Origin of the sequence: Streptomyces sp. 1331.2, from assembly GCF_900199205.1 — a bacterium.
GTDB lineage: Bacteria > Actinomycetota > Actinomycetes > Streptomycetales > Streptomycetaceae > Kitasatospora.
The window spans coordinates 779,656-805,084 of sequence record NZ_OBMJ01000001.1 but is presented as its reverse complement, the minus strand read 5'-3'; the positions used below and the strand labels follow the sequence as shown (position 1 = coordinate 805,084).

At 74.3% G+C, this 25,429-nt stretch carries 27 protein-coding genes; 8 read left to right on the top strand and 19 right to left on the bottom strand.

Features of this window, described 5'->3' with window-relative positions:
- The first annotated feature begins 19 nt into the window (after positions 1-19).
- The 5 genes from CRP52_RS03465 to CRP52_RS03445 all read left to right on the top strand — a co-directional run bounded on the left by CRP52_RS03465 (position 20) and on the right by CRP52_RS03445 (position 4,586).
- Positions 20-1,039, top strand: a complete 1,020-nt coding sequence (locus tag CRP52_RS03465; RefSeq protein ID WP_097235031.1) for an MsnO8 family LLM class oxidoreductase — start codon at positions 20-22, stop codon at positions 1,037-1,039.
- A gap of 589 nt (positions 1,040-1,628) precedes the next feature.
- Positions 1,629-2,012 carry a hypothetical protein gene (locus tag CRP52_RS03460; protein WP_097235030.1) on the top strand — a complete coding sequence of 128 codons (384 nt, stop codon included), beginning with the start codon at positions 1,629-1,631 and terminating at the stop codon, positions 2,010-2,012.
- Positions 2,013-2,217: 205 nt separating this feature from the next.
- Entirely contained in the window at positions 2,218-3,309 is a 1,092-nt protein-coding gene (locus tag CRP52_RS03455; RefSeq protein ID WP_097235029.1) for a hypothetical protein, read from the top strand.
- 82 nt (positions 3,310-3,391) lie between these two features.
- Positions 3,392-3,787: a roadblock/LC7 domain-containing protein gene (locus CRP52_RS03450; RefSeq protein ID WP_306458828.1), complete on the top strand. Its 396-nt coding sequence runs from the start codon at positions 3,392-3,394 to the stop codon at positions 3,785-3,787.
- 424 nt (positions 3,788-4,211) lie between these two features.
- Positions 4,212-4,586: a hypothetical protein gene (locus tag CRP52_RS03445; RefSeq protein WP_097235027.1), complete on the top strand. Its 375-nt coding sequence runs from the start codon at positions 4,212-4,214 to the stop codon at positions 4,584-4,586.
- Positions 4,587-4,660: 74 nt separating this feature from the next.
- Here CRP52_RS03445 and CRP52_RS03440 read toward each other — a convergent pair whose 3' ends face one another.
- The 7 genes from CRP52_RS03440 to CRP52_RS03410 form a co-directional block, all read right to left on the bottom strand.
- The gene (locus tag CRP52_RS03440; protein WP_097235026.1) at positions 4,661-5,110 is read right to left on the bottom strand and encodes a DUF6188 family protein; all 450 of its coding nucleotides are present in this window, start codon (positions 5,108-5,110) and stop codon (positions 4,661-4,663) included.
- Positions 5,111-5,201: 91 nt separating this feature from the next.
- Positions 5,202-6,341 (bottom strand): NUDIX hydrolase, encoded by a 1,140-nt coding sequence (locus CRP52_RS03435; protein ID WP_179852675.1) that lies wholly within the window; start codon positions 6,339-6,341, stop codon positions 5,202-5,204.
- 176 nt (positions 6,342-6,517) lie between these two features.
- Complete coding sequence (locus tag CRP52_RS03430; RefSeq protein ID WP_097235024.1) at positions 6,518-7,402, bottom strand: SGNH/GDSL hydrolase family protein; 885 nt, start codon at positions 7,400-7,402, stop codon at positions 6,518-6,520.
- Positions 7,377-8,573: a glycosyltransferase gene (locus tag CRP52_RS03425; RefSeq protein ID WP_097235023.1), complete on the bottom strand. Its 1,197-nt coding sequence runs from the start codon at positions 8,571-8,573 to the stop codon at positions 7,377-7,379. Before CRP52_RS03425 ends, CRP52_RS03430 begins: the two co-directional genes overlap by 26 nt.
- Positions 8,570-9,853, bottom strand: a complete 1,284-nt coding sequence (locus CRP52_RS03420; RefSeq protein WP_097235022.1) for a glycosyltransferase family 4 protein — start codon at positions 9,851-9,853, stop codon at positions 8,570-8,572. The genes CRP52_RS03425 and CRP52_RS03420 overlap by 4 nt, the downstream gene beginning before the upstream one ends.
- A gap of 120 nt (positions 9,854-9,973) precedes the next feature.
- A complete protein-coding gene (locus CRP52_RS03415) occupies positions 9,974-10,162 on the bottom strand; it encodes a YegP family protein (RefSeq protein ID WP_097235021.1) in 189 nt (62 codons plus the stop codon).
- A 158-nt stretch (positions 10,163-10,320) separates the two neighbouring features.
- Positions 10,321-11,742 carry an amino acid permease gene (locus CRP52_RS03410; protein WP_097239798.1) on the bottom strand — a complete coding sequence of 474 codons (1,422 nt, stop codon included), beginning with the start codon at positions 11,740-11,742 and terminating at the stop codon, positions 10,321-10,323.
- 401 nt (positions 11,743-12,143) lie between these two features.
- Between CRP52_RS03410 and CRP52_RS03405 the strand changes: the two genes are divergently transcribed.
- On the top strand, positions 12,144-12,359 hold the full coding sequence (locus CRP52_RS03405; protein ID WP_097235020.1) for a hypothetical protein: 216 nt from the start codon (positions 12,144-12,146) through the stop codon (positions 12,357-12,359).
- A gap of 45 nt (positions 12,360-12,404) precedes the next feature.
- On the opposite strand, the gene CRP52_RS03400 is transcribed toward CRP52_RS03405, so the two are convergent.
- Both CRP52_RS03400 and CRP52_RS03395 read right to left on the bottom strand, forming a co-directional pair.
- Entirely contained in the window at positions 12,405-14,543 is a 2,139-nt protein-coding gene (locus tag CRP52_RS03400; protein ID WP_097235019.1) for an MMPL family transporter, read from the bottom strand.
- Positions 14,544-14,617: 74 nt separating this feature from the next.
- Positions 14,618-15,592, bottom strand: coding sequence for a deoxyribonuclease IV (locus CRP52_RS03395; protein ID WP_097235018.1), 975 nt, complete (start codon positions 15,590-15,592; stop codon positions 14,618-14,620).
- A gap of 350 nt (positions 15,593-15,942) precedes the next feature.
- On the opposite strand from CRP52_RS03395, the gene CRP52_RS03390 reads away from it, so the two are divergent.
- The gene (locus CRP52_RS03390) at positions 15,943-17,034 is read left to right on the top strand and encodes a right-handed parallel beta-helix repeat-containing protein (protein WP_097235017.1); all 1,092 of its coding nucleotides are present in this window, start codon (positions 15,943-15,945) and stop codon (positions 17,032-17,034) included.
- Positions 17,035-17,117: 83 nt separating this feature from the next.
- Positions 17,118-18,152: a methyltransferase gene (locus CRP52_RS03385; protein ID WP_097235016.1), complete on the top strand. Its 1,035-nt coding sequence runs from the start codon at positions 17,118-17,120 to the stop codon at positions 18,150-18,152.
- 91 nt (positions 18,153-18,243) lie between these two features.
- Here CRP52_RS03385 and CRP52_RS03380 read toward each other — a convergent pair whose 3' ends face one another.
- The 10 genes from CRP52_RS03380 to CRP52_RS03340 all read right to left on the bottom strand — a co-directional run bounded on the left by CRP52_RS03380 (position 18,244) and on the right by CRP52_RS03340 (position 25,134).
- Positions 18,244-18,918: a class F sortase gene (locus CRP52_RS03380; protein ID WP_257032261.1), complete on the bottom strand. Its 675-nt coding sequence runs from the start codon at positions 18,916-18,918 to the stop codon at positions 18,244-18,246.
- 139 nt (positions 18,919-19,057) lie between these two features.
- On the bottom strand, positions 19,058-19,501 hold the full coding sequence (locus CRP52_RS03375) for a hypothetical protein (RefSeq protein WP_097235014.1): 444 nt from the start codon (positions 19,499-19,501) through the stop codon (positions 19,058-19,060).
- A 172-nt stretch (positions 19,502-19,673) separates the two neighbouring features.
- Positions 19,674-19,850 (bottom strand): hypothetical protein, encoded by a 177-nt coding sequence (locus CRP52_RS38030; RefSeq protein ID WP_179852674.1) that lies wholly within the window; start codon positions 19,848-19,850, stop codon positions 19,674-19,676.
- Positions 19,851-19,903: 53 nt separating this feature from the next.
- The gene (locus CRP52_RS03370) at positions 19,904-20,224 is read right to left on the bottom strand and encodes a TcmI family type II polyketide cyclase (protein WP_097235013.1); all 321 of its coding nucleotides are present in this window, start codon (positions 20,222-20,224) and stop codon (positions 19,904-19,906) included.
- Positions 20,225-20,229: 5 nt separating this feature from the next.
- A complete protein-coding gene (locus CRP52_RS03365) occupies positions 20,230-20,685 on the bottom strand; it encodes an SRPBCC family protein (RefSeq protein ID WP_097235012.1) in 456 nt (151 codons plus the stop codon).
- Position 20,686: 1 nt separating this feature from the next.
- Complete coding sequence (locus tag CRP52_RS03360; protein ID WP_097235011.1) at positions 20,687-20,947, bottom strand: acyl carrier protein; 261 nt, start codon at positions 20,945-20,947, stop codon at positions 20,687-20,689.
- Positions 20,948-21,003: 56 nt separating this feature from the next.
- Positions 21,004-22,245 carry a beta-ketoacyl synthase N-terminal-like domain-containing protein gene (locus CRP52_RS03355; RefSeq protein ID WP_097235010.1) on the bottom strand — a complete coding sequence of 414 codons (1,242 nt, stop codon included), beginning with the start codon at positions 22,243-22,245 and terminating at the stop codon, positions 21,004-21,006.
- Positions 22,246-22,250: 5 nt separating this feature from the next.
- Positions 22,251-23,507 carry a beta-ketoacyl-[acyl-carrier-protein] synthase family protein gene (locus CRP52_RS03350; RefSeq protein ID WP_097235009.1) on the bottom strand — a complete coding sequence of 419 codons (1,257 nt, stop codon included), beginning with the start codon at positions 23,505-23,507 and terminating at the stop codon, positions 22,251-22,253.
- Positions 23,504-23,929, bottom strand: coding sequence for a cupin domain-containing protein (locus CRP52_RS03345; RefSeq protein ID WP_097235008.1), 426 nt, complete (start codon positions 23,927-23,929; stop codon positions 23,504-23,506). Before CRP52_RS03345 ends, CRP52_RS03350 begins: the two co-directional genes overlap by 4 nt.
- A gap of 29 nt (positions 23,930-23,958) precedes the next feature.
- A complete protein-coding gene (locus tag CRP52_RS03340; protein WP_097235007.1) occupies positions 23,959-25,134 on the bottom strand; it encodes a SchA/CurD-like domain-containing protein in 1,176 nt (391 codons plus the stop codon).
- Positions 25,135-25,429 lie beyond the last annotated feature (295 nt).

Genomic DNA, 25,429 nt, shown 5'->3' with positions numbered 1-25,429 from the left:
AGGGGCGTTGTCCTCGGACGTGACCAGCGCTACGCCCGTGACCAGGCTCTCCGTGCTCGACCGCTCCCGCACCCGGCAGGGCGAGGAGCCGGCCCGGGCGCTGCGGGAGACGGTGGCCCTGGCCCGCGAGGCCGAGCGGCTCGGGTACCACCGGTTCTGGGTGTCCGAGCACCACGGGGTGCCGGGGGTCGCCGGTTCGGCACCCACCGTGCTGGCCGCGGCGGTGGCGGCGGCCACCACGCGGATCCGGGTCGGCACCGGCGGGGTGATGCTGCCCAACCACCAGCCCATGGTGGTGGCCGAGCAGTTCGGAGTGCTCGCCGCACTGTTCCCCGGCCGGATCGACATGGGGCTCGGGCGCTCGGTGGGGTTCACCGACGGTGTCCGGCGGGCGCTCGGACGGGAGAAGGAGGCCGCGGACGACTTCGGCGCCCAGCTGGCCGAGCTGCTCGGCTACTTCGACGGCTCGCAGCGGGTGCACCGGGGTGTCCACGCCCGGCCGGCCGAGGGCCTGCACGTCCCGGCCTTCGTCCTGGCCACCGGCGCGGGCGCCGACCTGGCCGCCGACGCCGGGCTGCCGCTGGTGATCGCCGCCCCGCGCGGGGAGGGCCGGATGCTGGAGGCCATCGACCGCTACCGCACCCGGTTCCGCCCCTCCGCGCAGGCCGCCGAGCCGTACGTGGTGGTCTCGGGCACGGTCGCGGTCGCCGAGAGTGCCGAGCGGGCCCGCGAGCTGCTGGTCCCGGAGGCCTGGTCCGGCGCGTACTCCCGCACCCACGGCGAGTTCCCGCCGCTGGCCCCGGCCGCCCGGATCCGGGCCCTGGCGATGTCGGAACGCGAGCGGTCCGCCTACGAGCAGTCGCTCAAGGGCCACATCGCGGGCACCCCCGAGCAGGCCGCCGCCGAACTGGCCGCCCTGGTGGAGCGCACCGGCGCGGACGAGTTCCTGGTCACCACCAGCACCTACGACCGCACCGCGCTGCTCGATTCCTACCGCCTCCTCGCCGAGGCGGTCGGCCAGGCGATCAGCCAGGCCTGAGCGAGGCCTGAGCCGGGCCGAACGATTTCTGACCAGGCGCGATGAGCTGCTACTGTTCTTCCCGTCGAGAGGAAATGATCTTCCAAGCGGGGATCTCTCGAACAGGCGTCAGCGGTGCTACCAGAGCACGTCCTACTTTCAGTAGGAAGAGTCCGTGCGACCCGGGCCTGGCGCTCCACAGAAGGGGCTCGTTCCGTCCAACGGAACGGGCCCCTTCGTCATGAGCAACTCTCATGAGCAACCCTCATGAGCAACCCTCATGCGCTCGCCCTCGCAGCCGCCTCCCCTTATCGCACTTCCGGGCTCGAAACCCTTCGGTGCGGCCCGCTATCGGCCAAGGTCCCGTGCCAGGTGGTCGCCGAGCGCCGTTCCCGAACGATCGACCGGCCAGCGGGTTTGCCCGGCAGGCAGGCATGGCGCGCAGTCACACCTTGGCTGGAACTGGTCACTAATGATGTGAATATGCCATTGGAATGTTCGTCATACGGAATCCCGGCAGTAGCCTTCCGTGTCGAACCTGCCACTGCTGGTGGCGACCCGGCCGGTGCCGTGCAGCGCCCGGCCGGCCAGATCCCGCGAAGGAGCCGGTGTGCCGGGTATCGACGAATGCCTCTCCGGAGCGATGGCGATCGCCGGAGCCCGCTCCGCGAGCCTGGTCGACTGGAGCAGCGGGCTCGCCCTCGGCAGCCTCGGGGACAGTCCGACCGGCGAGCACGAGACCTCCGCTGCCGAGGCAACGGACCTGGTGCGGGCGGCGGTTGAGAGTCAGACCTTCACGGTCGCGGAGGACCGGCGGTCCCCGCTGGAGGACATCATCGTCACCGCCGGCCGCAGCTACCACCTGATCCGCTTCATCGACACCGTCTTCGACAACCGGCTCGTCCTCCACCTCTGGCTGGACCGTACGGCGGGCAACCTCGCCGCCGCCCGCTTCCGCCTCCAGGCGCTGGCCGAGGAGCTGGTGCTGGGGTGAACGCGACGCCCGTGACGCCCGATCCGCCCATCCCGACCGTCGCATTTCAGCCGCCGGTCCACCCGACGGCCGGCCCCCCGGCCGGAGCCGGGCCTGGCCCCGCGCCCGCGGCCGTTCCCGCATCCGCAGCCGTTCCCGTGGCCGTCCCGGCAACCGCACCCGTCTCCACACGCGTCTCCGCGCCCGCCTCCCGGCGGTGGCCCGCGTGACCGTCGCCCCCAGCACCGCCCCGCCCCCGGCGGACCGGACTGCGCCCAGGACGCCGGGCGAAGCCCTCGCCCTGCTCGCCGACCGCCGAGCGACCGGCGCCCTGCACGGCCCGCTCGGCAGCCTCCACCTGCTCGACGGAGAAGTGGTCGGTGCCGAGTCACCCCGGGCGCCCGGACTGGCCGACCTGCTCATCGGAACCGGCCGGATCACCCCCGAGAGCTGGGCGGAGCTGGTCCGCGTCCACGGTCCGCAGGGGAGCGTCGGCGACGTCCTGATCGAACGGCGCCTGCTGACCCGGGGAGAGCTCGAACTCGGTCATCTGGGAACGCTGTTCGACGCCGCCTTCTTCGTCCTCGCCGACTCCGGTGGAGGCTTCTGGCGGTTCGAACCCGAGGTCCGGCACTGGCTCGGACCGGTCGCGACGGTCGACCCGGACCGGCTCCGCCGCGAGGTCGAACGCCGACGCCGACTCCTCGACCGGATCTGGCCCTGGGCGCAGCTCGACACCGCGCCCGTCCGCCCGGTCGAGCGCAGTCGCAGGCCGTCCCACCGTCCGCCCGGCCGCCGACGCCGCGAGCTGCTCGACCAGGCCGACGGCCGAAGAACCCCGGCGGACCTGGCTCGCCTGCTGGGCCGCTCCGGCTTCGGCGTCACGGCGGACGTCCGCCGCCTGGCCGCCGCCGGGCTGCTCAACGCTCCGGGGCCGGCCGCTCCGCCGGCCGCAGTGCCGCCGCCAACCGCCCCGCCGCCGACCGCTGAGCCCGTTCCAGCCCAGCAGTCTGCGGTGCAGTCGGTGCAGTCGGAGCAACCGGTCGCGAGCCGACCGTCCGCGTCAGCCCCGCCGGTCGTCGCCGCCGATCACGGCAGGCCGCCCGGCGGCCTGCACCGCCGGATCCCAGGCGCCACCCTGCGCAGCGCCGTAGCCGCCGACGCCGCTCCGTCGGCCACGGCGACGCCGGCCGGTGCGGGAGCCACCGCCCGCCCCGAACGCCAGCCCACCCCGGCAGCGGCTCACCCGCTGACCGTCCCCGACCCGGACATCGCGCTGCTGACCCGGGTCCGAGACCTTCTGGAGGCCCGACTTTGACCCACTCCCCGCCCGCGACCCCGCCGTCCCGGCCATGAGGCGGGCGCTCAAGCAGCGTGTCGGAAGGAGACAACTGATCGCCTTGGAGACCGAGCTGCTCGCGGAACTCCGCGCCGTCAAGCACCGCGTCCCGCACCTCGCGGGCGGCCTGGTGGCCAGCGTGGACGGCCTGCTGGTCGCGCACGACACCCACGGCACCGAACCGTCGGGACTGGCCGCGATGACGGCGGCCTCGCTCTCGCTGGCCCAGCGCCTCGCCGACACCACCGGCCAGGGCGAGTTCAGGGAGTCATTGGTGCGCGGCGAGCACGGCTACGTCGCCACCTACGCGGCCGGCGGCAGCTGCGTGCTGACCCTGTTGGCGCACCCGGACGTCAACGTCGGCCGGCTGCACCTGGAGGCCCGCCGCAGCGCCCAGCGGATCTCGGGCCTGCTCAACGACAGCCTCCTGCCCAAGGACCCGCGTGATCCGGGCTGACCGGACGGCCAGGCCACCGGACCGCCCGACCACCCGAGCCGCCCGACCACCCAACCATCGAACGGGAGTTGCTCAGTTGACATCCTCCCCCGCGAGAGACGCGGGGGATTCCAACCCTCGCGGGTCGGGCTTTCTGCTTCACGGCCGACTGCCGACCCGGGATCACCGGCGAAGGGACGGTGTGCCGCCCAGCGGTCTTGCATCAGCTCCACAGACCTGACTTCCCGCCAGCCGGCGGTAGGCCCGGCCGACTTGGTTGTCGCCGGACGGGCACCACGGAGCCTATCACTCATTCGGACGCCCCTGATTACTGTCAGTGGTGTCGGCGGTCCGCCTCGACGGCGAAATGCCGCTTCCTGACCTGCTCCGCAGGAAGTCCGATTCCTCCTCCGGCTGAAGCCGGAGGTCTCCTCGGAGGTATCAGATGACCGACGCAGCCGCCGCGCTCAAGCAGACCATGACCACCATCGAGGGCGCCATCGGCGCGGCCCTGGTCGACTACAACAGCGGCATGGCGCTCGCCACCCTGGACGGCCCCGGAGGCCTGGACCTCAACGTGGCCGCGGCCGGCAACACCGACGTGGTCCGCGCCAAGATGCGCACCATGGACATGCTCGGCCTGCAGGACGGGATCGAGGACATCCTGATCACCCTGTCCAGCCAGTACCACCTGATCCGCCCGCTCACCGGACGCACCGGCAAGGGCCTGTTCCTCTACCTCGCCCTGGACAAGTCGCGGGCCAATCTCGCGATGGCCCGCCACCAGCTCACCAGGATCGAGGCGGACCTGGAGCTCTGACGGCCGCCCGTCCGCCGATCCGGTTCCGGGCGGAACCGGATCGGCACGGAACCGGAGGAGTCCCCGGCGGCGGCTCAGGCCCCGCCGGGCCCCCTCCCCGGCCCGGCCCCCGGTCCGCCGTCCGGCCCGCTCCCCGGCTCCTCCCACCGGACCTCGCCGCCCGGCAGCCCCGCGCACACCGCCCCCTCGGCGGTCAGCACGCTCCACGGCGCCAGCAGCGCATGCGGCGGGACGGACAGCGCGCCGCCCCCGGCGAAACCCAGCTCCAGACCGCCGGCCAGGGTGATCCGGGCGGCGTCGACACTCCGTCCGACCAGCGCCAGCAGCCCGGGGCTCGGCCGGAAGGTCAGTGCCGGGAAGAAGTGTTCGACCTCCTCGGGTGCGGTGAACGAGGGCGCCGCGAAGCGGAATTCGTGCGCCACCCGGACGGTCAGCTCGCCGTCCAGCCGTAGGTCCAGCCGTCCGCCCCCGCTGACCGACTCCACCCGACGGCCGGCCAGCACCTCCGTGATCGCGTTCTGCATACCCCCAGTCTGTCCCAACCCGGCCCACGTCCACTCGTCCCACCGATCACCGGATCCGTCATCGGAGCCGCCACCCGAACCGTCCGGTCGGCTACCCGACAGCCAGACCGGCCACCAGCTCGACCGGCCCGCCCGTTCCCTCCCGGGCGGCCAGGGCCGCGGCCGTACGGTTCCAGGAGGGCTCGTTCAGCAGCGCCTGCGCCTCGGCCGGAGCGCAGAACCGCCACTCCACCAGTTCCTCCTCCTGCAGCACGATCGAGCCGGGCATCCCCGCCGTCACGGTGCCCCCGTCGTACACGTAGACCAGTACGGCGGTGTCCCGGCCGGTGGCCGGGTTCGCCGCGGGGTCGGCCGCCGCCCCGGGCTGCCAGTCCACGGCCAGCAGCGGCCCGGGCTCGACCTCCCAGCCCAGCTCCTCGCGGATCTCGCGCCGGGCCGCCGCCCGGGGTGTCTCCCGGTCCGCCTCGACCCCGCCGCCCGGCAGCGTCCAGTACGGCACCTGCCCGCGCGGTCCGTCCCACGGCCGCAGCCGGACCAGCAGCACCCGCCCATCCGTGTCGGTGAACAGCGCCCGCGCCTTCGCCCGGATCCGCGGCCGGGTGGCGTAGTAGGTGTCCCGGTCCATCGGCGGTTCCTGCGGCTCCGGCGGCCGCCGCACGCTCCCCGCGGTCGACGCCGGCGCCAGCCCCGGGGCGGCGGCCAGCCCCAGGTACTCGGGCGCCGGCCCGTCGGCGGGCAGCTCCCGCAGCGTGTGCCCGGCCGGCCGGCTGTCCTCCAGCTCCAACGGCCCGGCCGTACGCGGTGCGCGCAGACAGGCCGTCACCCGGCGAGACAGCCGGGGCGGCAGCGCATGGCCCGCCTGCTCGGTGCTCAGCCACGTCCACCCGCCGACCTCCGCCGTGTCCGGCCGGAACTCCGCGGCCTGCTCGGGCGTGAGCGGCTCGGCCCAGTACACGTACGCGACGATCGGCGGACGGCTGCCCGAGAGCGCCCAGTCGACGCAGGCCAGCGGTCCCAGCCGGGGCGTGAACCCGAGCTCCTCGGCGATCTCCCGCAGGGCCGTCTCCCGCGGGGACCGGTCCGTGGGCTCCCACCCGCCGCCGGGGATCGCCACCGGGTGCTTCCGGTCGTACGGCAGCCGCACCACCAGCACGCGCCCGTCCCGGTCCGGGAACAGCACCCCGGCCGCCGCCAGAATCCCCCGCCCGCCGCTCGCACCCGCGTTCTCCACCCCGGCTCCCTCCGTCGGACTCTCCCCGGCCAGGACTGCCCGGGCCACCCCCATGGTTCCCGGCCGGCCCCCGCACCGATCACCACCACCGGGTGACCCAGCGACGCCCCAGCCCAGCCGACGCCTCAGCCCAGCCGGGACCTCAGCCCAGCCGACGCCTCAGCCCAGCCGGGACCTCACCCCAGCGACGCCAGCGCCTGCGCCGCCGCCCGCGCCATCTGCTCGTCGTGCCGCCCGCTCGCCCCGCGCAGGCGGGCCGCGCCCTCCGCCGCCGCGAGGGCGAGGAGCCCGGGCAGCAGGTCGGTGCTGCGGGCGACGACCCAGCGGGTGCCCTTGGTGGCCATCCACCACAGGTCGGCCGCCTTGCCCGGCGGGGGCTCGGCCGGTTCGGCGGCCGGGGGCGGGCCGAGCGGGTGGCCGGCCCCGGCCAGCAGCGCGTGGTAGTGGCGGGCGATCAGGTGGTGGCCTTCGGCGCTGGGGTGCAGCCGGTCCACGCTCAGCAGCCGTCGTTCGCGCAGCCACGGCAGTTCGGCGATGTGCAGGTGCACGGCCCGGTGGCGCACGGTGAGAGCGTGGACGACGGTGTTGACGGCCCGCATCCGTCGTGCCAGCGGGCGGGCGAGTGGCGCCGGGAGGCGGAGCAAGGAGCCCGGGTCGGGCAGGCAGGCGGTCAGCAACACGGCGCCGTGGGCGGAGAGTTCACCCATCGTGGCGTCCAACTCCAACGTGCTGCGCCGGATGTCGAAGCCCGTCCGCAGGGTGTCGTTCCCGCCGACGACCACGGCCGCCAGTTGCGGTCGCAGTGCCAGCGCCGCCGGAAGCTGGCGGCTCGTCAAGTCAGCTGTCTGTGCGCCACTGTACGCCAGGTTGGTGAACTCCACCGCCCGCCCTTCGGGTGCCAACGACTGCGCGAGGAGGGCCGCCCAGCCGCGCCACCTCTCGTCGACCGGATCCCCGATTCCCTCCGTCACCGAGTCCCCGAGCGCGACGAACCGCTCCAACTCGCCCGCCGGAGACCGCTCCTGCGCCGTCCGGTCACGCCCGGTGCCGAGCGCGTCCATCCCGTCCCCCGTCCGCTGTGCCGTCGTTGCGCAGCCCGTGCGCCGCCAGAAATGCGGTGACCGCCGCCGGCCACCCGTACTGCTCGGCCTGTGCCCGGGCCGCAGCCCGCCGGACCCCCTCCGGCCGTTCCAGCAACTCCCGTACCGCGTAGGCGAATCCGGCTCCCGTGTCGGCCGCCGACAGCCCTGCGAGCCCGATCAGACCGGGCAGCGCGGAGGAGCGGCTGGCCACGACCGGCGTCCCGCAGGCCAGCGCCTCCATCGCGGCCAGCCCGAAGGTCTCCACCGGCCCGGGGGCGAGCACCACGTCCGCGCAGCCCAGCAGCCGGGCCAGCGCCCCGCGCCCGGCGAGGTGCCCGAGGAAGCGCACCGGGAGCCCCAGCCGAGCGGCCCGGGCCGCCAGCCGCTGCCGCAGCGGGCCGGTGCCGGCCACCACCAGCACGGCGGGCAGCCGCTGGGCCCGCAGTGCCGCCAGCGCCTCGATCGCCCGCTCGGGCCGCTTCTCCGCCGAGAGCCGCGAGCAGAGCACCAGCAGCGCCTCCTCCGGCGCCGCGTACCGGGCCCGTTCCACCGCCCGTTCGGTGGGCGGCAGCGGCCGCATCGCGTCCAGGTCCACGCCGAGCGGGGCCCGGGCGAGGTTCGGCGTGCCGATCCGTCGGAACTCGGCGGCCGCCCAGTCGGTGGTGCACAGCACCGAGTCGTACGCCCGGGCGGTGGCCGTGTTCAGCCGGTCGGCGGCCGCGCTCGCCAGGGGCCCGGGCACACCTCGGGTGCGCAGCACCCCGGTGGCGCTCTCGTGCGAGACCATGACCGAGCGCACGCCGTGCCGCCGGGCCCAGGCGCCGGTCCAGCGCAGCGTGGTGCGGTCGGACACCTCCAGCCGGTCGGGGGAGAGCCGGGTCAGCTCGGCGGCCACCGCCCGCCGGTCGGTGAGCAGCCGGTAGCCGCCGCTGGCCGGCAGGACCGGGCCGGGCAGGGTGACCACCAGACCCTGCTCGGTCTCCTCCGCCGAGCGCCGTTCCCCGGGCACGATCAGCACGGGCCGGTGCCCGGCCGCCCGGTACCCGGCGCCCAGGTGCCGCAGCGCGGTGCGCAGGCCGCCGGAGACGGGGGTGACGAAGTTGGCGAGCCGGACGATCGTCAGGGCCTCGGGGTCCGCAGTGGCGCTCATGCCGGCAGCTCCTCCGACAGCGCGCCCTCCGACAGCGCACCCTCGGCGGTCGCGCCCTCCACCCCCGCCCCGACCGTCCCGACCGGAGCCCCCGCCCCGACCGGCCCCACCATCGCCCCGACCGCCGCCACCGGCACCCCCCGGTGCTCCGCCAGCACCTCGGCGTAGTGCCGCAACAGCAGGTCCCCGACCGCCTCCCAGGTGCGCGCGGTGACCTCCGCCCGCCCGGCCTGGCCGTACGCGGCCCGCCGCGCCGGATCGGCGGCCAGCTCGGCGACGGCCCGGGCTACCGCCGCGCCGTCCCGGGGTGGCACCAGCAGGCCGGTGCGGTGGTGCCCGACCAGGTCGAGCGGGCCGCCCGCCGCCGGGCCGATCACCGGCACGCCGCTGGCCATCGCCTCCTGGATGGTCTGACAGAAGGTCTCCAGCGGGCCGGTGTGCACGAACACGTCCAGCGTCGCGAAGCAGCGCGCCAGTTCGTCACCGGTCCGGCGGCCGAGGAACACCGCCCCGGGCATCGAGGCCTTCAGCCCGGGCGCGGAGGGCCCGTCCCCGACGACCACCACCCGTACGCCGGGCAGCGCCGAGGCGGCGGCCAGCAGGTCGACGCGCTTCTCCGGCGCCAGCCGCCCGACGTACCCGACGAGTACTTCCCCGCCCGGTGCCAGCGCCCGGTGCAGCGCCTCGTCCCGGTGCCGGGGGTGGAACCGCGCCGAGTCCACCCCGCGCGGCCACAGCTGCACCCGCGGCACCCCGTGTGCCGTCAGGTCCTGTGCGGCCGGGGTGGACGGCGCCAAGGTCCGGGCGGCGGCCCGGTGCACGGCCCGGATCCGCCGCCACGCGGCGGCCTCGCCCAGACCCCGCCCGGCCCGGTAGGCGTGGGCGTAGCCGGCGAGGTCGGTCTGGTAGACGGCGACGGCGGGCACCCCGAGCCGGGCGGCCACCTGCATCCCGCGCGCACCGAGCACGAACGGGCTGGCCAGGTGCACGAGGTCGGGCCGGTGCCGGGCGACGGCGGCCGCGAGCTGCCGGCTCGGCAGGGCGATCCGCACCTGCGGGTACCCGGGCAGCGGCATCGACGGGATGCGCACCACGGGGATCTCGCCCGCCCCGGGACTCCCGAAGGTCTCGGGCGGGCACTGCGCGCCCCGCGCCGGCGCGGGGGTGACGACAAGGGGCTGGTGGCCGCGGCGGACCAGATGCTCGGCCGTCCGCAGCACACTGTGGGCGACTCCGTTGACCTCGGGTGGGAAGGATTCCGTGACGATGACGACGCGCATGCCAGTGTTCTGTCCGCGTCCGGCGTGCACCCGGCCAAAGGGATCTGTCGTACAAGCGAACGCGGGTCGGCGATTTGCACCACCGACCCGCGTCCGTTCGTTCCTGTTGCCGCTCCGGCGTCACACCGACCCGGCCGCCTCCTTGAGCTCCGCGTAGGGGGCGAGCTTGCGGATCGACTCGATGCTCTTCAGGCAGTCGTCCTTGCTCTCCTCCGGGTCTCCGGTCACCACGACCGCCCCGTTGCTCGCCTTGAGCCGGAACCGGTGCATTCCGCTCTCGTCCACGTACAGCTCGAATCTGCCCGCCATGCCGGTATCAGCCTTTCCGCTGGGTTGACCCCCTGGCACCGCACCGTAGGCGGGCCCCCGCCGCGCCGCCCGTCGGCCGTGCCGTTCGAGTGGGCGCGCCGTTCGAGTGGGTGTGCCGTTCGAGTGGGCGCGCCCGGGGTCGGCCGGGCGCCGGAGGGTCAGTCGCGGCGCCGGCCCGCCATCCAGACGTAGACCAGGATCCCCGCGAAGAGGAACAGGACGCCCTGGTAGACGGCGCTGTAGCCGGCGCCCGCGAGGAGCCAGAGCGAGAAGGCGAAGGCGCCGAGCCCGAGGACGGCGTCCCGGACGAACCGCCCGTGGTCCACCTTGTCGCCGGCCCCGCGGACCAGCCAGTACAACTGGGCCGCGGTGGAGAGCAGGTACGGGACAGTCGCGGTGAAGGTGGTGACCAGCACCAGGGCGTCGAACGCCCCCTTCGCCCCGCTGGCGAAGTTGAGCACCGTCAGCACCGAGGCCAGGGCGACGCTCACCACCACGCCGAAGGTCGGCACACCGCGCTGCTCCTTGCCGAAGGCCGCCGGGAAGAGGCCGTCCTTGGCGGCCGCGTACGGCGCCTGGGCGGCCAGCAGGGTCCAGCCGTTGAGCGCGCCGGTCATCGAGACCAGCGCGGCGACGGCGATCGCGGTGCCGCCCCAGGAACCGCCGAACATGGCGTCCACGGCGTCCGAGAACGGTGCGGTGGAGTGGACGAGTCGGGCATGTGCGACGGTGCCGAAGACCGCGAGCGTGCCCAGCAGGTAGACCACCGCCGCGCCGGTAGTGCCGAGCACACTGGCCCGGCCGACGTTGCGCTCCGGGTCGCGGACCCTGCCCGCGCTCATCGCGGCCGACTCGACGCCCAGGTAGCTGAAGAGCAGGATCGCCGCGGCGGCCGTCATGCCGCCCGCCCAGCCCTGGCCGTTCCCGTCGAAGGGCCCGAGGTTCTTCGGGTCGAAGAAGAACAGGCCGCCCACCGAGACCAGCAGCAGCGGGATGAACTTCAGTACGGTGGAGACGAGTTGGATCGCCCCGACGTAGCGCGTGCCGGCCAGGTTGGCCAGCGCGGGCAGCCACTGGAAGGCCAGCGCGGCGGTGATGCTGAACGCGGTGGAGTGGCCGACGGGCAACAGCACGTCGAGGTAGCCGACGGCGGCGACGGCGAGCGCGGCGTTGCTGACCCAGGTGGTGATCCAGTACGACCAGGCGGACAGGAAGCCGGCGAAGTCGCCGAAGGCCTCGCGGGCGTAGACGTACGGCCCGCCGGTGCGCGGGTTGCGGCGGGCCAGTTGCCCGAAGACCAGGGCCAGTGCGATCGCGCCCACGGTGAGCACCGCGAAGGAGACCAGGCTGACCGTCCCGTACGGGGCCACCGCGGCCGGGATCATGAAGATTCCCCCGCCGATGATGTTGCCCATCACCAGGGCGGTCGCGGTCGCCAGCCCGAAGCGGCCGTGCTTCCGTTCGGCCGGGCCGGCTGGTGCCGGGCCGGCCGGTGTCGGGTCGGCCGGCCCCGGGTTCCCGGCGTTCTCCGGATCGCTCGGCCGCGTCGCCTGCCGCGGTACGGCGGGACTGGTCTGCATGAGGGTGGTGCGCCTTTCGTGGTCCTGCTCGCGCTCGGTGGAGCGACCGTTCATGCTCGGACCAGGCGGCATCGTGCACCAAATCGGCGGGATTTGTTCAGTTCGTCCGCTGCCTCACCGCAAGACTTGCGGTGTCACGACGGCCCGACGGGCACTCGTCCGGCGGGCTCCGCCGAGCCGTCCGACCGGATCCGCGCCCGGATCGCCCCGTTCGTCCGGCCGGGGGAGTTGCCTCACCCGAATGCCCCAGCCCGGTTGCGGCGCGCGCCCGGATGTGCGCGTTCGTGTGCCAACCTTGGCGCGGCGCCTCCCCGGTGGGGCGCGGCCCAGCCCGCCGGGCGGCCGAACAGGCCGTTCGAGGGCGGGGGTTGAGGACCAGAGACGAACCAAAAGGACATCAGATGTCGCTTCGTGGGAAGATCCGCAAGCTCGCCGTGATCGTTGCCGTGGCCGGTGCCGTCGTGTCGGCCCCGACCTCGGCGATGGCGGGGGGCCACGCGCCGCAGCAGTCGTCCGCGCAGGTCCTGGAGTCCGGCTCCGCGGGCGTCGGCCTGTTCGGCCCGCACGCCAGCTGGCTCAACTTCGCCGAGCACAGCGAGAGCGACTGCGACTGCTGATCCCTCCGCACCCCGAGCCCGGAGGCCGTCCGTCGGCCTCCGGGCTCACGGCTGCCCCGGCGGCGGAGCCGAGGACGCCGAAGAGGCCGAGGACGCCGAAGGTGCGGACGCCGCCGCGGCGACCGGCACCCGGGACAGTCGCCCCGGCCACCACATGTGCCGGTCGAGGTCCATGGTGAGCGCCGTGACCAGCACCGAGCGCACCACCAGAGTGTCGAGCAGCACGCCCAGGGCCACCGCGAAGCCGATCTCGGCGAAGGCCACGGCCGGCAGGGTGCCGAGCACGGCGAAGGTGCCGGCCAGGATCAGCCCGGCCGAGGTGATCACCCCGCCGGTGGCCGACAGCCCGTTCAACGCCCCCTGCCGGGTGCCGTGCTGGGCGGACTCCTCACGGACCCGGGTCATCAGGAAGATGTTGTAGTCGATCCCCAGCGCGACCAGGAAGACGAACACGAACAGCGGAAACGCGTTGTCCTGGCCCTGGAAGTGGAAGACGTGCGCGAAGAAGAACGCGCTGATGCCGAGCGCCGCCGCGTACGACAGCACCACGGTCGCGATCAGCACCAGGGGCGCCGTGACGGCCCGCAGCAGCAGGGCCAGGATCAGCAGCACCACGCCGAGCACCAGCGGGATGATCGCCCGGTTGTCGTTCCCGGCGGCGCGCCCGGCGTCCAGCACCACGGCCGTACTGCCGCCGACCTCGGCGCCCGCGTCCGGCACGGCGTGCACGGCGGCCCGCACCCGGTCGACGGTGTCCTTGGCGGCCTGGCTGTCCGGCGGATCGGCGAGGGTGGCCCGGAACAGCGCCTGCCCGTCGTGGACGACCGCCGGGGTGGTGGCCGCGATCCCGGGCGTGGTCCCGGCGGCCGCGCGTACGGCCGGGGCGCCGGCCGCGGTGGAGACGATCGTGAGCGGCGCGCCGGTGCCGCCCGGGAAGTGCTGCTCCAGCACCTGCTGGCCGACCACCGAGTCCGGCTTGCCGGTGAAGGTCCCGGCCGTACTGAGGCCGTTGGCGTTCAGCGAGACCAGTCCGACGCAGCAGGCCGCGAGCGCCAGCGCCGTCCCCACCCACACCCTGCGCGGCCGCCAGCCGATCCAGGCCCCGACGTGCGCCCAGCGGCCGCTCCTGGTCGGCTCCGGGGTGCCGTACCCGGGCCGGACCGGCCAGAACACCCAGCGGCCGACGATCACCAGCAGCGCGGGCAGCAGGGTGAGCATGGCCAGCAGGGCGACCAGGACGCCGATCGCACAGACCGGTCCGAGGCCGCGGGTGGAGTTCATCTCGGCGATCAGCAGGCAGAGCATGGACGCGACCACCGTCGCGGAGGAGGCGAGGACGGCCGGCCCGGCCCGGTGCAGGGCGAACGCCATCGCCTCGTGCCGGTCCCGGTGGCGGCGCAGTTCCTCGCGGTAGCGGGCGGTGAGCAGCAGCGCGTAGTCCGTCCCGGCGCCGAGCACCAGCACGACGAGGATGCCGGCGCTCTGGGCGTTGACGGTCAGTCCGGCGTGCTTGGCGAGCAGGTAGATGACCGCCTCGGAGACGGCCAGCGCACCGGCGGCCGAGAGCAGCGGCAGGATCCACAGCACCGGGCTGCGGTAGGTGAGCAGCAGCAGGACGATCACGACGCTGACGGTGGCGGCGAGCAGCGAGCTGTCGATGCCCGCGAAGGCCTCGGCCTGGTCGGCGCCGACCCCGGCGGGGCCGGTGACGTGGGTGGTCATGCCGTGGCTGTCGGCGGCGGCGGTCCGGCGCAGCTGCTCGACGGCGGGCTTGAGGTCGTTCCAGCCGTTGGTGCCGATGTCGATCGGCACGACGGTCTGCATCGCCTGGCCGTCGGCGGAGACCACCGGGCCGACCACCGGCCCGACCACGTGCGGCACGGCGGCGAACCCGGCGGCCTCGCGGGTCGCCTCGGCCCGGTCGGCCGCGGTGATGCCTCCGGCCCGCTGGTAGACCACGACGGCCTGGGCGGTGTCCACCGGCTGGAAGGCCCGCTGCGCGTCCAGCACCCGGGTGGACTCGGCGTTGCCGGGCAGCCAGCTGGACGCCTGGTTGTCCTCGGCGCCCATGAGCTTGCCGGCCAGCGGGCCGACGGCCAGCAGCAGCACCAGCCACACCGCGAGCACCACCCACTTGCTGCGGCGTCCGCACGGCAGTGCGGCGAGGTTCCGGGTGGAAGACATGACGGGAAACCCCCTGGAGGGCCGGCGGCAGTGCGGTCGCTCCAGCCTCGCACCGGCCCTGCCATCCGGCAGCTTCAGCTGCGGACGCGCTCCCTCGGACGGGGGCGTCGGCCCGCTGCCGCCGCCCGCGACCTCAGTTCCTTCAGCACCGCGATGTCCATCGCGTGCCCCGTGCCGTCCCCGCCGTGCTTGCGGTCCGGGGTCTCCACCAGCAGTGGCACACCGGCCGTCTCCGGGTGTTCGAACAGCTCGCGGAACGGCTCCGCGCCGATCATCCCGGCGCCGATGTTGGCGTGCCGGTCCTTGCGGGCGCCGACCACGTCCTCCGAGTCGTTGGCGTGGATCAGCCGCAGCCGGCCGGGGCCGGCTGCGGAGGCCAGGGCGTCCAGGGCAGCCGTCACCCCGCCGGGTTCGGCCAGGTCGTGCCCGGCGGCGAAGGCGTGGCAGGTGTCCAGACAGACTCCCACCTTCGGGTGAGCGTCCAGCGCCTCCACGTACTCGGCCAACTGCTCCAGCCGCGAGCAGAGCGAGTTGCCCTGGCCGGCGGTCGGCTCCAGGAGCAGCCAGGGCGCGTCCTCGCCGAGCGCGTCCAGCTCGTCCAGCAGCGGCCGGACGTCCGCGCGGACCTGCGCCATCGCCTCGGCCCGGCGAGAGCCGCCGCCGGGCGCCGTGCCGACCGCAGAGCCGGTGTGCAGGACGACGCCGAGCGCGCCGATGGCGTGGCCGCGGCGCAGCGAGTGCCGCAGCGAGTCGGCCGAGCGCTCGCGAGTGGCGGGGTTGTCCGAGCCGAAGTTGATCAGGTAGGGCGCGTGCACCCAGGCGGGGACGCCCTGCTCGGCGCAGGCGGTGCGGAACTCCTCGTCCTGCGCCGGGTTGCCCGGGGGAGTGGCCCAGCCGCGCGGGTTGGCCACGAACACCTGCACCGTCTCGGCGCCGACCCGCCGCGCGTACGCCAGGCCCGTCCCGGCCAGCCCCCGCGCGGCCACCGGGACGTGTGCGCCGATCGGGTTGCGGAGGGCGGCGACGGGCGGTGCGGGTGCGGTGGTCATGGCCTCCAGGATGTCACGCGGTCGGCCGACACCCGTCGGGCGGGCCGGTGCCGGGGCCGACGCATTCCCCCTGGTACCCCCCCCGCGCCCGACCGCACCCGCGGTCGGGCGCGTCGTCATCTCCGGCCGCCGCGCGCCACGCCGGGCCGCCCCACCGTCGGCCGACGCCCCGTCAGCCCCGCAGCCCAGCCCTGGTGGCGGCACCACCCGGGCGCCCATACCGTCGACTCGGCCGTACCCACCGGCCGTCACCTCCCGCACACAGCGCGTCAGACCGCACCGCCGGACGCAACGCCACCGCCCCGACAGCGCCACCAGAACCGCGCGCGCCGAAAGACAGGTCACCACTCATGCCCACGCGACGGGTCCACCACCTTGCCGCGGCCACCGCCGCCGCCACCGCCCTGACCACCGCCTTCACCACCCTCGTCACCCTGGCCGCCGCGCCCGCGGCCCACGCCGTCGACCTCGGCCGGCTGCACGTCGTCCAGGCCGGCGAATCGATTCAGCGGGCCGTCGACGCCGCCCACCCCGGCGACACCGTCCTGCTGGCCCCCGGCACCTACCGGGGCAGCGTCCGCATCATCACCCCCGGCCTGACCCTGCGCGGCGCCGGGCCGACCAGCGTGATCACCCCCGGGGACGGTACCGAGAACGCCTGCGCCACCGCCGGGCACGGCATCTGCGTGGTCGGCACCGAGCAGAACCCGCTGCCCGACGTCACGATCGAGGCCCTCGCCGTCACCGGCTTCCGCAAGAACGGCATCGACGCCAGCGGCACCACCGGTCTGACCGTCCGCCGCACCCACGTCCACGACAACGCCCAACAGGGCATCAGCCAGGAGATGTCCACCCGGGCTGCGATCCTCGGCAACCGCTCGACGAACAACGGCCAGTCCGGCGTCTTCCTCGCCAACTACGCCTACCGCGAGGGCGGCGCGCCCGACACCAAGGGCACCGTGGTCGAGGGCAACGAACTGACCGGGAACCGGGTCGGCGTCACCGTCCGCCGCCTGCGCGGGCTGGCCGTCCAGGACAACGACATCAACGGCAACTGCGGCGGCGTCTTCGTGGTCGGCGACGAGGGCGTGCCCCGAGCCGGCGACCTCGACGTACGGCGCAACCGGGTCGTCGCCAACAACAAGTTCTGCCCGGCCAACCCGCGCCTGGGCGCCATCCAGGGCGCCGGCATCGTGCTCACCGGCACCGAGGACACCCGGGTCACCGACAACGAGGTCCGCGACAACACGGGCACCTCGGACTTCTCCGGCGGCATCGTCCTCTTCAAGAGCGTCGTCGGCGTCACCAACGCCCGCGCCACGGTCGCCGACAACCACCTGAGCGGCAACGCCCCGGCCGACCTCGCCGACCGCGACGCCGGCTCCGACACCACCTTCACCCGCAACACCTGCCGCCACTCCGAGCCGGCCGGCCACTGCTGAGCACCCCGGTACCCAGGAAGCCCCGGAAACCCCGGACCCGGGAAACTCCGGACCCCAGGACCCCAGGAACCAAGGAAGCGCCCATGACCACCGCACCCACCCACACCGGCCCGCAGGCCGCGATGCGCCTGCGCGAGCTCGTCTTCGGCGCCGCCTGCGCCGCCGCCGTCCGCGCGGCCGCCCGGCTCGGCGTCGCCGACGCGCTCGGCGACACCCCGACGACCGTCACCGACCTCGCGGCCGCCCTCGACACCGAGCCCAGCCAGCTGCGCCGGCTGCTGCGCGCGCTCACCTGCTACGGCATCTTCGCCGAGACCGGCGACGACCGCTTCGAGCACACCGAGATGTCCCGCCTGCTGCGCGAGGACGCCCCCAACTCCCTGCGCTACATCTCCCTCTGGTGCACCGAGCCGTGGACGTGGGAGGCGTGGCCGAGACTGGACGAGGCGGTCCGCTCCGGCCGCAACGTCTTCCCCGAGCTGTTCGGCAAGGAGTTCTTCGACTACCTGCACAGCGACGGCGGCGACTCGGCGAAGGTCTTCGACAAGGCGATGACCACCTCCAGCCGGCAGTCCGCCCGCGACTTCGCCGACTACCTGGACCTCACCGGCGTCGACTCGGTGGTCGACATCGGCGGCGGCCAGGGCCACGTGCTGGCCAGCCTGCTGGAGAAGCACCCGGCCCTGCACGGCACCCTGCTCGACCTGCCCAAGGTCGTCGCCGGCGCCGACCCCCGGCTGCGCGAAGGCGGCGCCTTCTCGGCCCGCGCCCGCCTGGTGCCGGGCGACTGCCGGGTGGACATCCCGGTCCGCGCCGACCTCTACATCATCAAGAACATCCTGGAGTGGGACGACGACAGCACCCGCCGCACCCTCGCCAACGTGGTGAAGGCGGCCCGGCCCGGCGCCCGCGTCGTGGTGGTGGAGAACCTGGTCGACAACAGCCCGTCGATGCGCTTCACCACCGCGATGGACCTGATGCTGATGCTCAACGTCGGCGGCGCCAAGCACTCCGAGGAGAGCATGGTCCGGCTGATGGAGGAGGCCGGCCTGACGGTCTCCGAGGTCTGCCCGGTCAACCCCTACCTGCACGCCTTCGAGGCCACCGTCCGCGGCTGACCCGCAACCCCCGCGCACCACGACCGCCGGCCCCCATCTACGGGGGCCGGCGGTCGACGTGCGGACGGCGGGTCAGGCCTGGGGCGGCGCGTCAGGCCTTGTGCGAGGACTCCAGGTGTGCGAAGACCACCACGTTGTCCAGGTAGTCCCGCCGCTTCTTGTCGTACGTGCCCCCGCAGGTGATCAGCCGCAGCTGGGCGTCCGGGGTCTTGCCGTACACCTTCTGGTCGGGGAAGGCGTCCTTGGCGAAAGTCTCCACCGAGTCCACCGAGAACACCGCGACGGTGCCGTCCGCGCGGCTGACCTCGACCTTGTTGCCCGGCAGCAGCAGGCTCAGCAGCAGGAACACCGCCGGGCCCTTGGTGGTGTCCACGTGCCCGGCCACGACCGCGCTGCCCCGCTCGCCCGGGGTCGCGCCGTCCCGGTACCAGCCGACCAGGTTCTTGTCGTCCGGCGGCGGCGCTTCGAGCTGGCCGGCCGGGTTGAGGCCCAGCTCGGTGAACGGCGCGTCCACGGCGATCTGCGGGATCCGCAGCCGGGTCGGCTTGGCGCGCTTGAGCGCCGGCGCCGCGGGCACACCGGGTGCCGCCGCCGCGGCGGGCGGGGAAGCGGCGGCCGCGGGCCCGGGGACGGCCGGCGCGGTGGCCGCCGGGGGAGCGGCCTGGGTGGCCGCGGTGTCCGAACTCGGCTCGGTGTCCACCGAGTTGTAGATCAGCAGCAGCCCGACCGCCGCCGCGCCCATTCCCGCGCGCAGCAGCCGGGGCATTCCAGAGGCGGCACCGCCCGTCATTCCTGTCCTCCGTTACTCCGTTGCCACCGGTTCCGCGACGGCCCGCCGCCCCCGGTGCGCCCCCACCCCGGTCGGGGAGGGGCGCCCGGAGGCGGCGGAAGCACGGCGCCTGGCGTCAGGCGACCGCGCCGGAGGTGCGGCGGCCGCGGCGCAGCGCGTAGGCGCCGGCGCCGAGGCCACCGAGCAGCAGCACCGCGCCGGAGGCGAGCCCGCCGCCGGACAGCGCCAGCCCGCCGCCACCGGTGTGCACGCCGCCGTGCGGGGTGCCGTGCTCCTCGCCCTTGGACTCGGTGCCCTTGTGCTCGCCGGAGTCCTTGTACTCGCCGGAGCCCTTGTGCTCCTCCGAGCCCTTGTGCTCCTCGGAGGCGGAGCTTCCGCCCTTCTTGTCGTCGTAGCCCTTCGAGCTGTCGGAGGCGCCCTTCTCGGGCTTGTCCTGCTTCTCCTGCCAGGTGAGGTTCTTGCCCTGGTCGGCGGAGCCGTCGGCGAAGGCCATGGGGGCACCGACGGTCAGGACGGCGGCGACGGCCGCCCCGGCGAGCAGCGTGCGTGCAGAACGCATGAGGATGATCCTTCCGGCGCGCGGACCCGCGACTGCCGGCAGGGTGCCGGACAAGGGGACTCGCGGGAGGGTGGCGCCTGATCCACCGTCAACCACCGTGGCGCCGCCTGCCACCGGAGCGTGGCAGCGCGGGTGCGGAGCGTGCGCCCTTCGGGTGGAGTCCCGGGCGTGTTCACCCGGGTGCCCCGGCGGTTCGGGTGACCGGGACGACCACGGTGACACGTGTGATCGGGGCGACGAGGGCGACCGGACTGGTCGCGGCGACCAGCCGGACCAGCCGGACCAGCCGGACCAGCCGGACCAGGGCGATCCGGGTGATTCCGCGGCCGCCCCGAGGGCGTGCACGCATGGGCCCGCCCCCGGCCGTACGGCCGGGGGCGGGCCCATGCGGTCCGCCGGAGGTCAGCGGTCCCAGCGGTAGAACTCGCGCGCCATCGCGTCCTTGGGCTCGCGCCAGGTGGCCGGGTCGTAGGCCTGGACGAAGGCGGTCAGGCGGTCGCTGACGGTCCGGAACTCCGGATGCCCGACGACCTTGGCCACGGCCGGGCCCGGCGGGCGGTCGGCCTCGATCAGGTGCAGGTAGACGTCGCCGAACTGGAAGAGGCTGCGGCCGGTCACGCCGATCAGGTGCGGCAGTTCGCCCTGGTCGGACTCGGCGAACACCTCGGCGATGTCCGGGGCCGCCTCCGGCTTCATCCGGGCGACGATCAGCGCCCGGTGCATCCCGCTCACAGCTCCGCCGCCCGCTTCTCGACCTTCTCGCGGATCAGCTGCATCTGGATCCGCGAGTTCTTGTTGATGTGGTTGACCATGCCGTTGTCGTCCACCGGGGCGGTGGGCTTCATGGCGAAGTCCTGGACCCAGCGCATCCGCGTGCCGGCCGGCACCTCCGCGTACTCCCAGCGGATCTCCATGAACTCGAACGGGCCGGGCTCGACCCGGCGGGCGTTCACCGCCAGCGAGGCCTTGTCGGTGGTGCGCTCGGAGACCCAGCTCCACACCTGGCCGTTCTCGTCCGGGTGCATGGTGAGCCGGAACTGCACCCGGTCCCCGTCGCGCTCCAGGACCTCGACCGAGGCGTACTCGCTGAACAGGTCCGGCCAGTTCTCCAGGTCGTTGGTGATCTCCCAGACCAGGTCGAGCGGCGCGGCGATGACGATCTCGTTGTCGGTGTGTCCGGCCATCTCAGGCACCCGCCTTCGCGGAGAGGGAGGCGTTGACCAGCTCCAGGAACTCGGCCGGGGACTTGGCTGACTCGGCGCCGGGGGTGACCTTGAGGCCGTGCCGGTTCTCCAGCTCGCCGACGATGCCGAGCAGTCCGAGCGAGTCGACGCCGAACTCGTCGAACTGCACGCCCGGCTGTTCCAGGGCGCTCGGCTCGACGCTGACGCCGGCCCGGGCCTGCAGCAGGGCGGCCAGTTCCGGATAGCTGAGGGTGTTGCTCACGGGGTTTCCCTTCGAAAGACGTGACGGAAGTGGTGGTGGAGGTGTGACGCAGTGGTTCACGGCTGCTCCCCGCGTCGGAGCACCAGCGCGGAGTTGGAGCCCATCAGCCCGCGGCTGAGCACCAGGGCGGTGCGCAGCTCGGCCGGCCGGGCGCGCCCGGTCACCAGGGCGAGGTCGTGGCAGACCTCGGTGACGTTGGGCGTGGGTGGTAGGACGCCGTCCTCCATGGCCAGGACGGCGGCGGTGACGTCCAGCATCGGGGCGCCGCAGTAGGCCCGCCCCGTACCGGTCTTGGGCGCGGTGACCGGGACGCGCTCGGCGGCCGGGCCGAGCGCGTCGGCCAGGGCCAGCGCCTCCGCCCGGTCGGCGGCCGGCACGCCCAGCGCGTCCGCGAAGACCACGTCGACCTCCTCGGCGGCGACCCGGGCCTCGTCCAGCGCGATCCGGATCGCGGCGGCCAGCCCCTCCCGGGACTCCTCCCAGCGGGAGGCCCCGGTGAAGGTGGCGCCGTGCCCGACCAGGTGCGCCCGGACGTCGGCGCCGCGCCGCAGGGCCGCCTGCTCGTCCTCCACCAGCAGCATCGCGCCGCCCTCGGCGGGGGCGAAGCCGCAGGCCTGCGCGGTGAACGGCAGGTAGGCCTGCTCGGCCCGTTCGGCCAGGCTGAGTTCGGGGTAGCCGAGCTGGCAGACCATCGAGTACGGCGCCAGCGGGGCCTCGGCGGCGCCGACCACCACGGCGTCGGTGCCGCGGACGATCGAGCGGGCGGCGTGCGCGAGGGCGTCCAGGCCGCCGGCCTCGTCGCTGGCGACCACCCCGCACGGGCCCTTGTAGCCGCCGCGGATCGAGATCTGGCCGGTGCTGGCCGCGTAGAACCAGGCGATGGACTGGTACGGGCCGACGAACTTGGGTCCCTGTCCCCAGAGTTGCTGGAGTTCACGCTGGCCGAACTCGCCGCCGCCGGAGCCGGCCGCGGTCACCACGCCGACCGCGAAGGGCTGGTCGGCGTCGGGCCGGAAGCCGGCGTCCGCCACCGCCAGGTCGGCGGCGGCCATCGCGTAGTGCGTGAAGCGGTCGGTCTGCACCAGGTAGCGGTTGTCGATCGCCGACTGCGGCTCGAAGTCCCGCACCTGGCCCGCGATCCTGAGCGGCAGCTCGGTGCAGCCCTCGCGGGAGATCCGGTCGAGGACGCTCACGCCCTGCCTGGTGGCCTTCCAGAAGGCGTCGGCTCCGACACCGTTCGGCGCCACCACGCCGAGGCCGGTGATCACCGCCCGGCGGCCCTGCTGACGTGACGTCATGGAACTCACCCCGTTCTGTTGAGCACGACGGCGGACTGGAATCCGCCGAATCCGCTGCCGACCGAGAGGATGTGGCTCAGCGGCAGCTCGCGCGCGGTGCGCGGCACGTAGTCGAGGTCGCACTCCGGGTCCGGAGTCTCGTAGTTGGCGGTCGGCGGAACGACGCCGTGGGCGAGCGCCAGGGTGCAGGCGACGACCTCGATGGCGCCGATGGCGCCGAGGGAGTGCCCGACCATCGACTTGATCGAGCTCATCGGGGTCTCGTAGGCGTGCCCGCCCAGCGAGCGCTTGACCGCCGCGGTCTCGTGGCGGTCGTTCTGCTTGGTGCCCGAGCCGTGCGCGTTGACGTAGTCGACGTCGGTGCGGTCGACCCGGGCGTGGGCCAGCGCGTGGTCGATCGCCCGGGACATCTCCAGCCCCTCCTTGGTGAGGCCGGTCATGTGGTAGGCGTTGCCGAAGGTCGCGAAGCCGCCGACCTCGCCGTAGATCCGGGCGCCGCGGCGGCGCGCGTGCTCCAGCTCCTCCAGCACCAGGACGGCGCCGCCCTCGCCGAGGACGAAGCCGTCGCGGCCGGCGTCGAAGGGGCGGGAGGCGTGCTCGGGGTCGTCGTTGCGCTCGCTGGTGGCCTTGATCGCGTCGAAGCAGGCGACGGTGATCGGCGAGATCGGGGAGTCGGAGGCGCCGGCGATGCAGATGTCGGCGCGGCCCTCCTCGACCGCCTGGAAGCCGTAGCCGATCGCGTCCAGGCCGGAGGTGCAGCCGGTGGAGACGGTCTGCACCGGGCCGTGGGCGCCGGCGCGCTCGGCGACCGCGGAGGCCAGCGTGCTGGGTGCGAAGGCCCGGTGCAGCTGCGGCTGCGCCTGCCGGTGGTCCACGTCCCAGCGCGCGCCGGCGGCGCTGACCAGGGCGTAGTCGTGCTCCAGCCGGGTGGTGCCGCCGACGGCGGTGCCGAGCGAGACGGCGATTCGCCACGGGTCCTCGGCGGCGAGGTCCAGGCCGGCGTCGGCGATCGCCTCGTCGGCCGCGACCATCGCGAACTGCACGTAGCGGTCGGCCCGTTGGACGTCCTCCGGGCCCAGCCCGTGGGCCTCCGGATCGAAGTCGACCTCGGCGGCGATCCGGGAGCGGAACCCGGCGGGGTCGAAGAGCGTGATGCCCCGGGTCGCGGTGCGGCCGGCCGTGAGGAGGTCCCAGAACGCCGGGACGCCGACCCCACCGGGCGCGACCACACCGATCCCGGTGACGGCCACGCGCCGGGTCACGAGGCCACCTTGGTGTGTTCCGGAGGGCCCGAGGCGGCGCTCTCCTCGGTGGTCACGTGGCCGAGGTCGGGGCGCGGGGCGAGCGGGCCGAGGTGGAAGACCATCCGGGCCTCGGTGTCGCCGACGTTGCGGAAGCGGTGGCGCATGTTGATCGGGATCATCAGGCCCTGGTCGGGCTTGAGCGGGTGGGGCTTCCCGTCCAGGTCCACCTCCAGCTCGCCGCAGACGACGAACACGAACTCCTCGGAGTACGGGTGGTAGTGCTCGCCGATCCGCTCGCCGGGCTTGACGATCGCCAGGCCCATGAAGCCGCTGGTCGCCCCGCAGCTGGTCGGGGTGAGCATGGTGCGGAGCTCGGCGCCGTGCCGGCGGTTCTCCGGCGCCTCGTCGACGTTGACGATCCGTGGGTACTGCGTGTTCATGGTGCTCTTCCTCCAAGAGTGACGGAACGTCAGTTTGCGCGGGGGTCGGCCGACTTGCGGTCGGTGACCGGGTTCATGGCGCGGGCTGCGAGGAAGGCGCTGAGGCCGGCGACGGTGCGCAGGTCGCCCTGCGGGCCGAGGTCGAGCAGCCCGGCGAGTACGGCAGCCTCCCGCTCGTCGGCCACGCCGAGGGCCGCCGCCGGGTCGGCCTCGGCCGGCACCCGCAGGTCGACCAGGCGCACCACCACGTCCTCGCGCTGGAAGACCGTGGCCGCCGCGACCGGCCCGGTCGGGTCGGCGGTGGCCAGGTTGTCGTGCTGGGCCAGCCGCTCGGCCACGGACTGGCCGTGGCCCGGGCGGACGGGGTAGAGCACGGCGTGCCGGTGCAGCCGGCCGGAGGCGGGGGAGCTGGCGATCGCCTGGTGCTTGGCGGGCAGCGCCGCCCTGGCGAAGAAGGCGCGCGCGGCCTGCGGGTCGCCCAGCTGGCGGGCCTCCTCCAGGTAGGGGTTGATCGCCTCCTCGACGGCCCGCACCTCGGGCTGCATCGCCACGTGGCGCAGCGCGTCGCCCAGGTTGCCGATCACCTCGACGGCCCGCACCACCCGGTTGCCGTGCATGAACAGCGAGGTGCGCTGCAGCCGGGTGTGCTCGTCCACCTCGGCCCGGGGGGAGGCGTAGCCGGAGAGGATCCGGGCCACCTCGGGCTCGCTGCCGGGCTTGACGGTGAAGGTCAGCGCGTGGCGGACCACGCCGTCCGGGCCCGGCGCGGCCTTCGGCGGGCCGACGTGCCCGGCGGGCGTGGTGCGCGGCAGGCCGGGCGGCACCTCCATCGGGGCGCGGGTGCCGGTGGAGCCGGCCGCCGAGGTCTCGCGCAGCACGGCGTAGCGCAGCGAGCGGAAGTTGTCGCTGACGCAGCCGTGCATCGGCTTGACCATCTCGCGGTGCGCCGGGCTGTCCACCCACTGCAGGAAGGTCTCCTGGTCCTCCCACTCGCTGGTGATCAGCCACTGGCGCGGGTCGTTGATCGACTGGCACAGCTGGTCGCTGACGTGGCCGGGGACCGAGGCCACCTGGTGCCGCAGCTGCTCGTAGACGTCGAGGAAGCGCTGCTGGGCACCGTCCTGGATCTCCAGCATCAGCACCACCCGCAACCGGGTGTCGGACTCGGCCTGCTGCTTCGGCTGGGGTTCGGACAGAGTTGTCATGATCCACTTTCTGCTCTGGGCCGCACGCTGCGGGCCGTGTCGGCCGCGCCCGGCGGGTGCTCCCCGGCCTGGGAGGCGGTGCGACGGCGGTCGGCCCGGGCAGTCGGCGCCAGGCCTGAGGTCGATCGTGGGCGGCGCAGCGGGTGCGGCGCGAGATTTGCGGGCCATCCGGGCGAAGGGGCGGCACAGGCCCCCTCCGGCGGGGGATGGAAGACCGGGGCCCCCGGCTGCGCGGGCCCATCGAGGGCGGCGCCGGGTCCAGTCGCCGGGCCGCGGAATCCCCTGACAGGGCGGA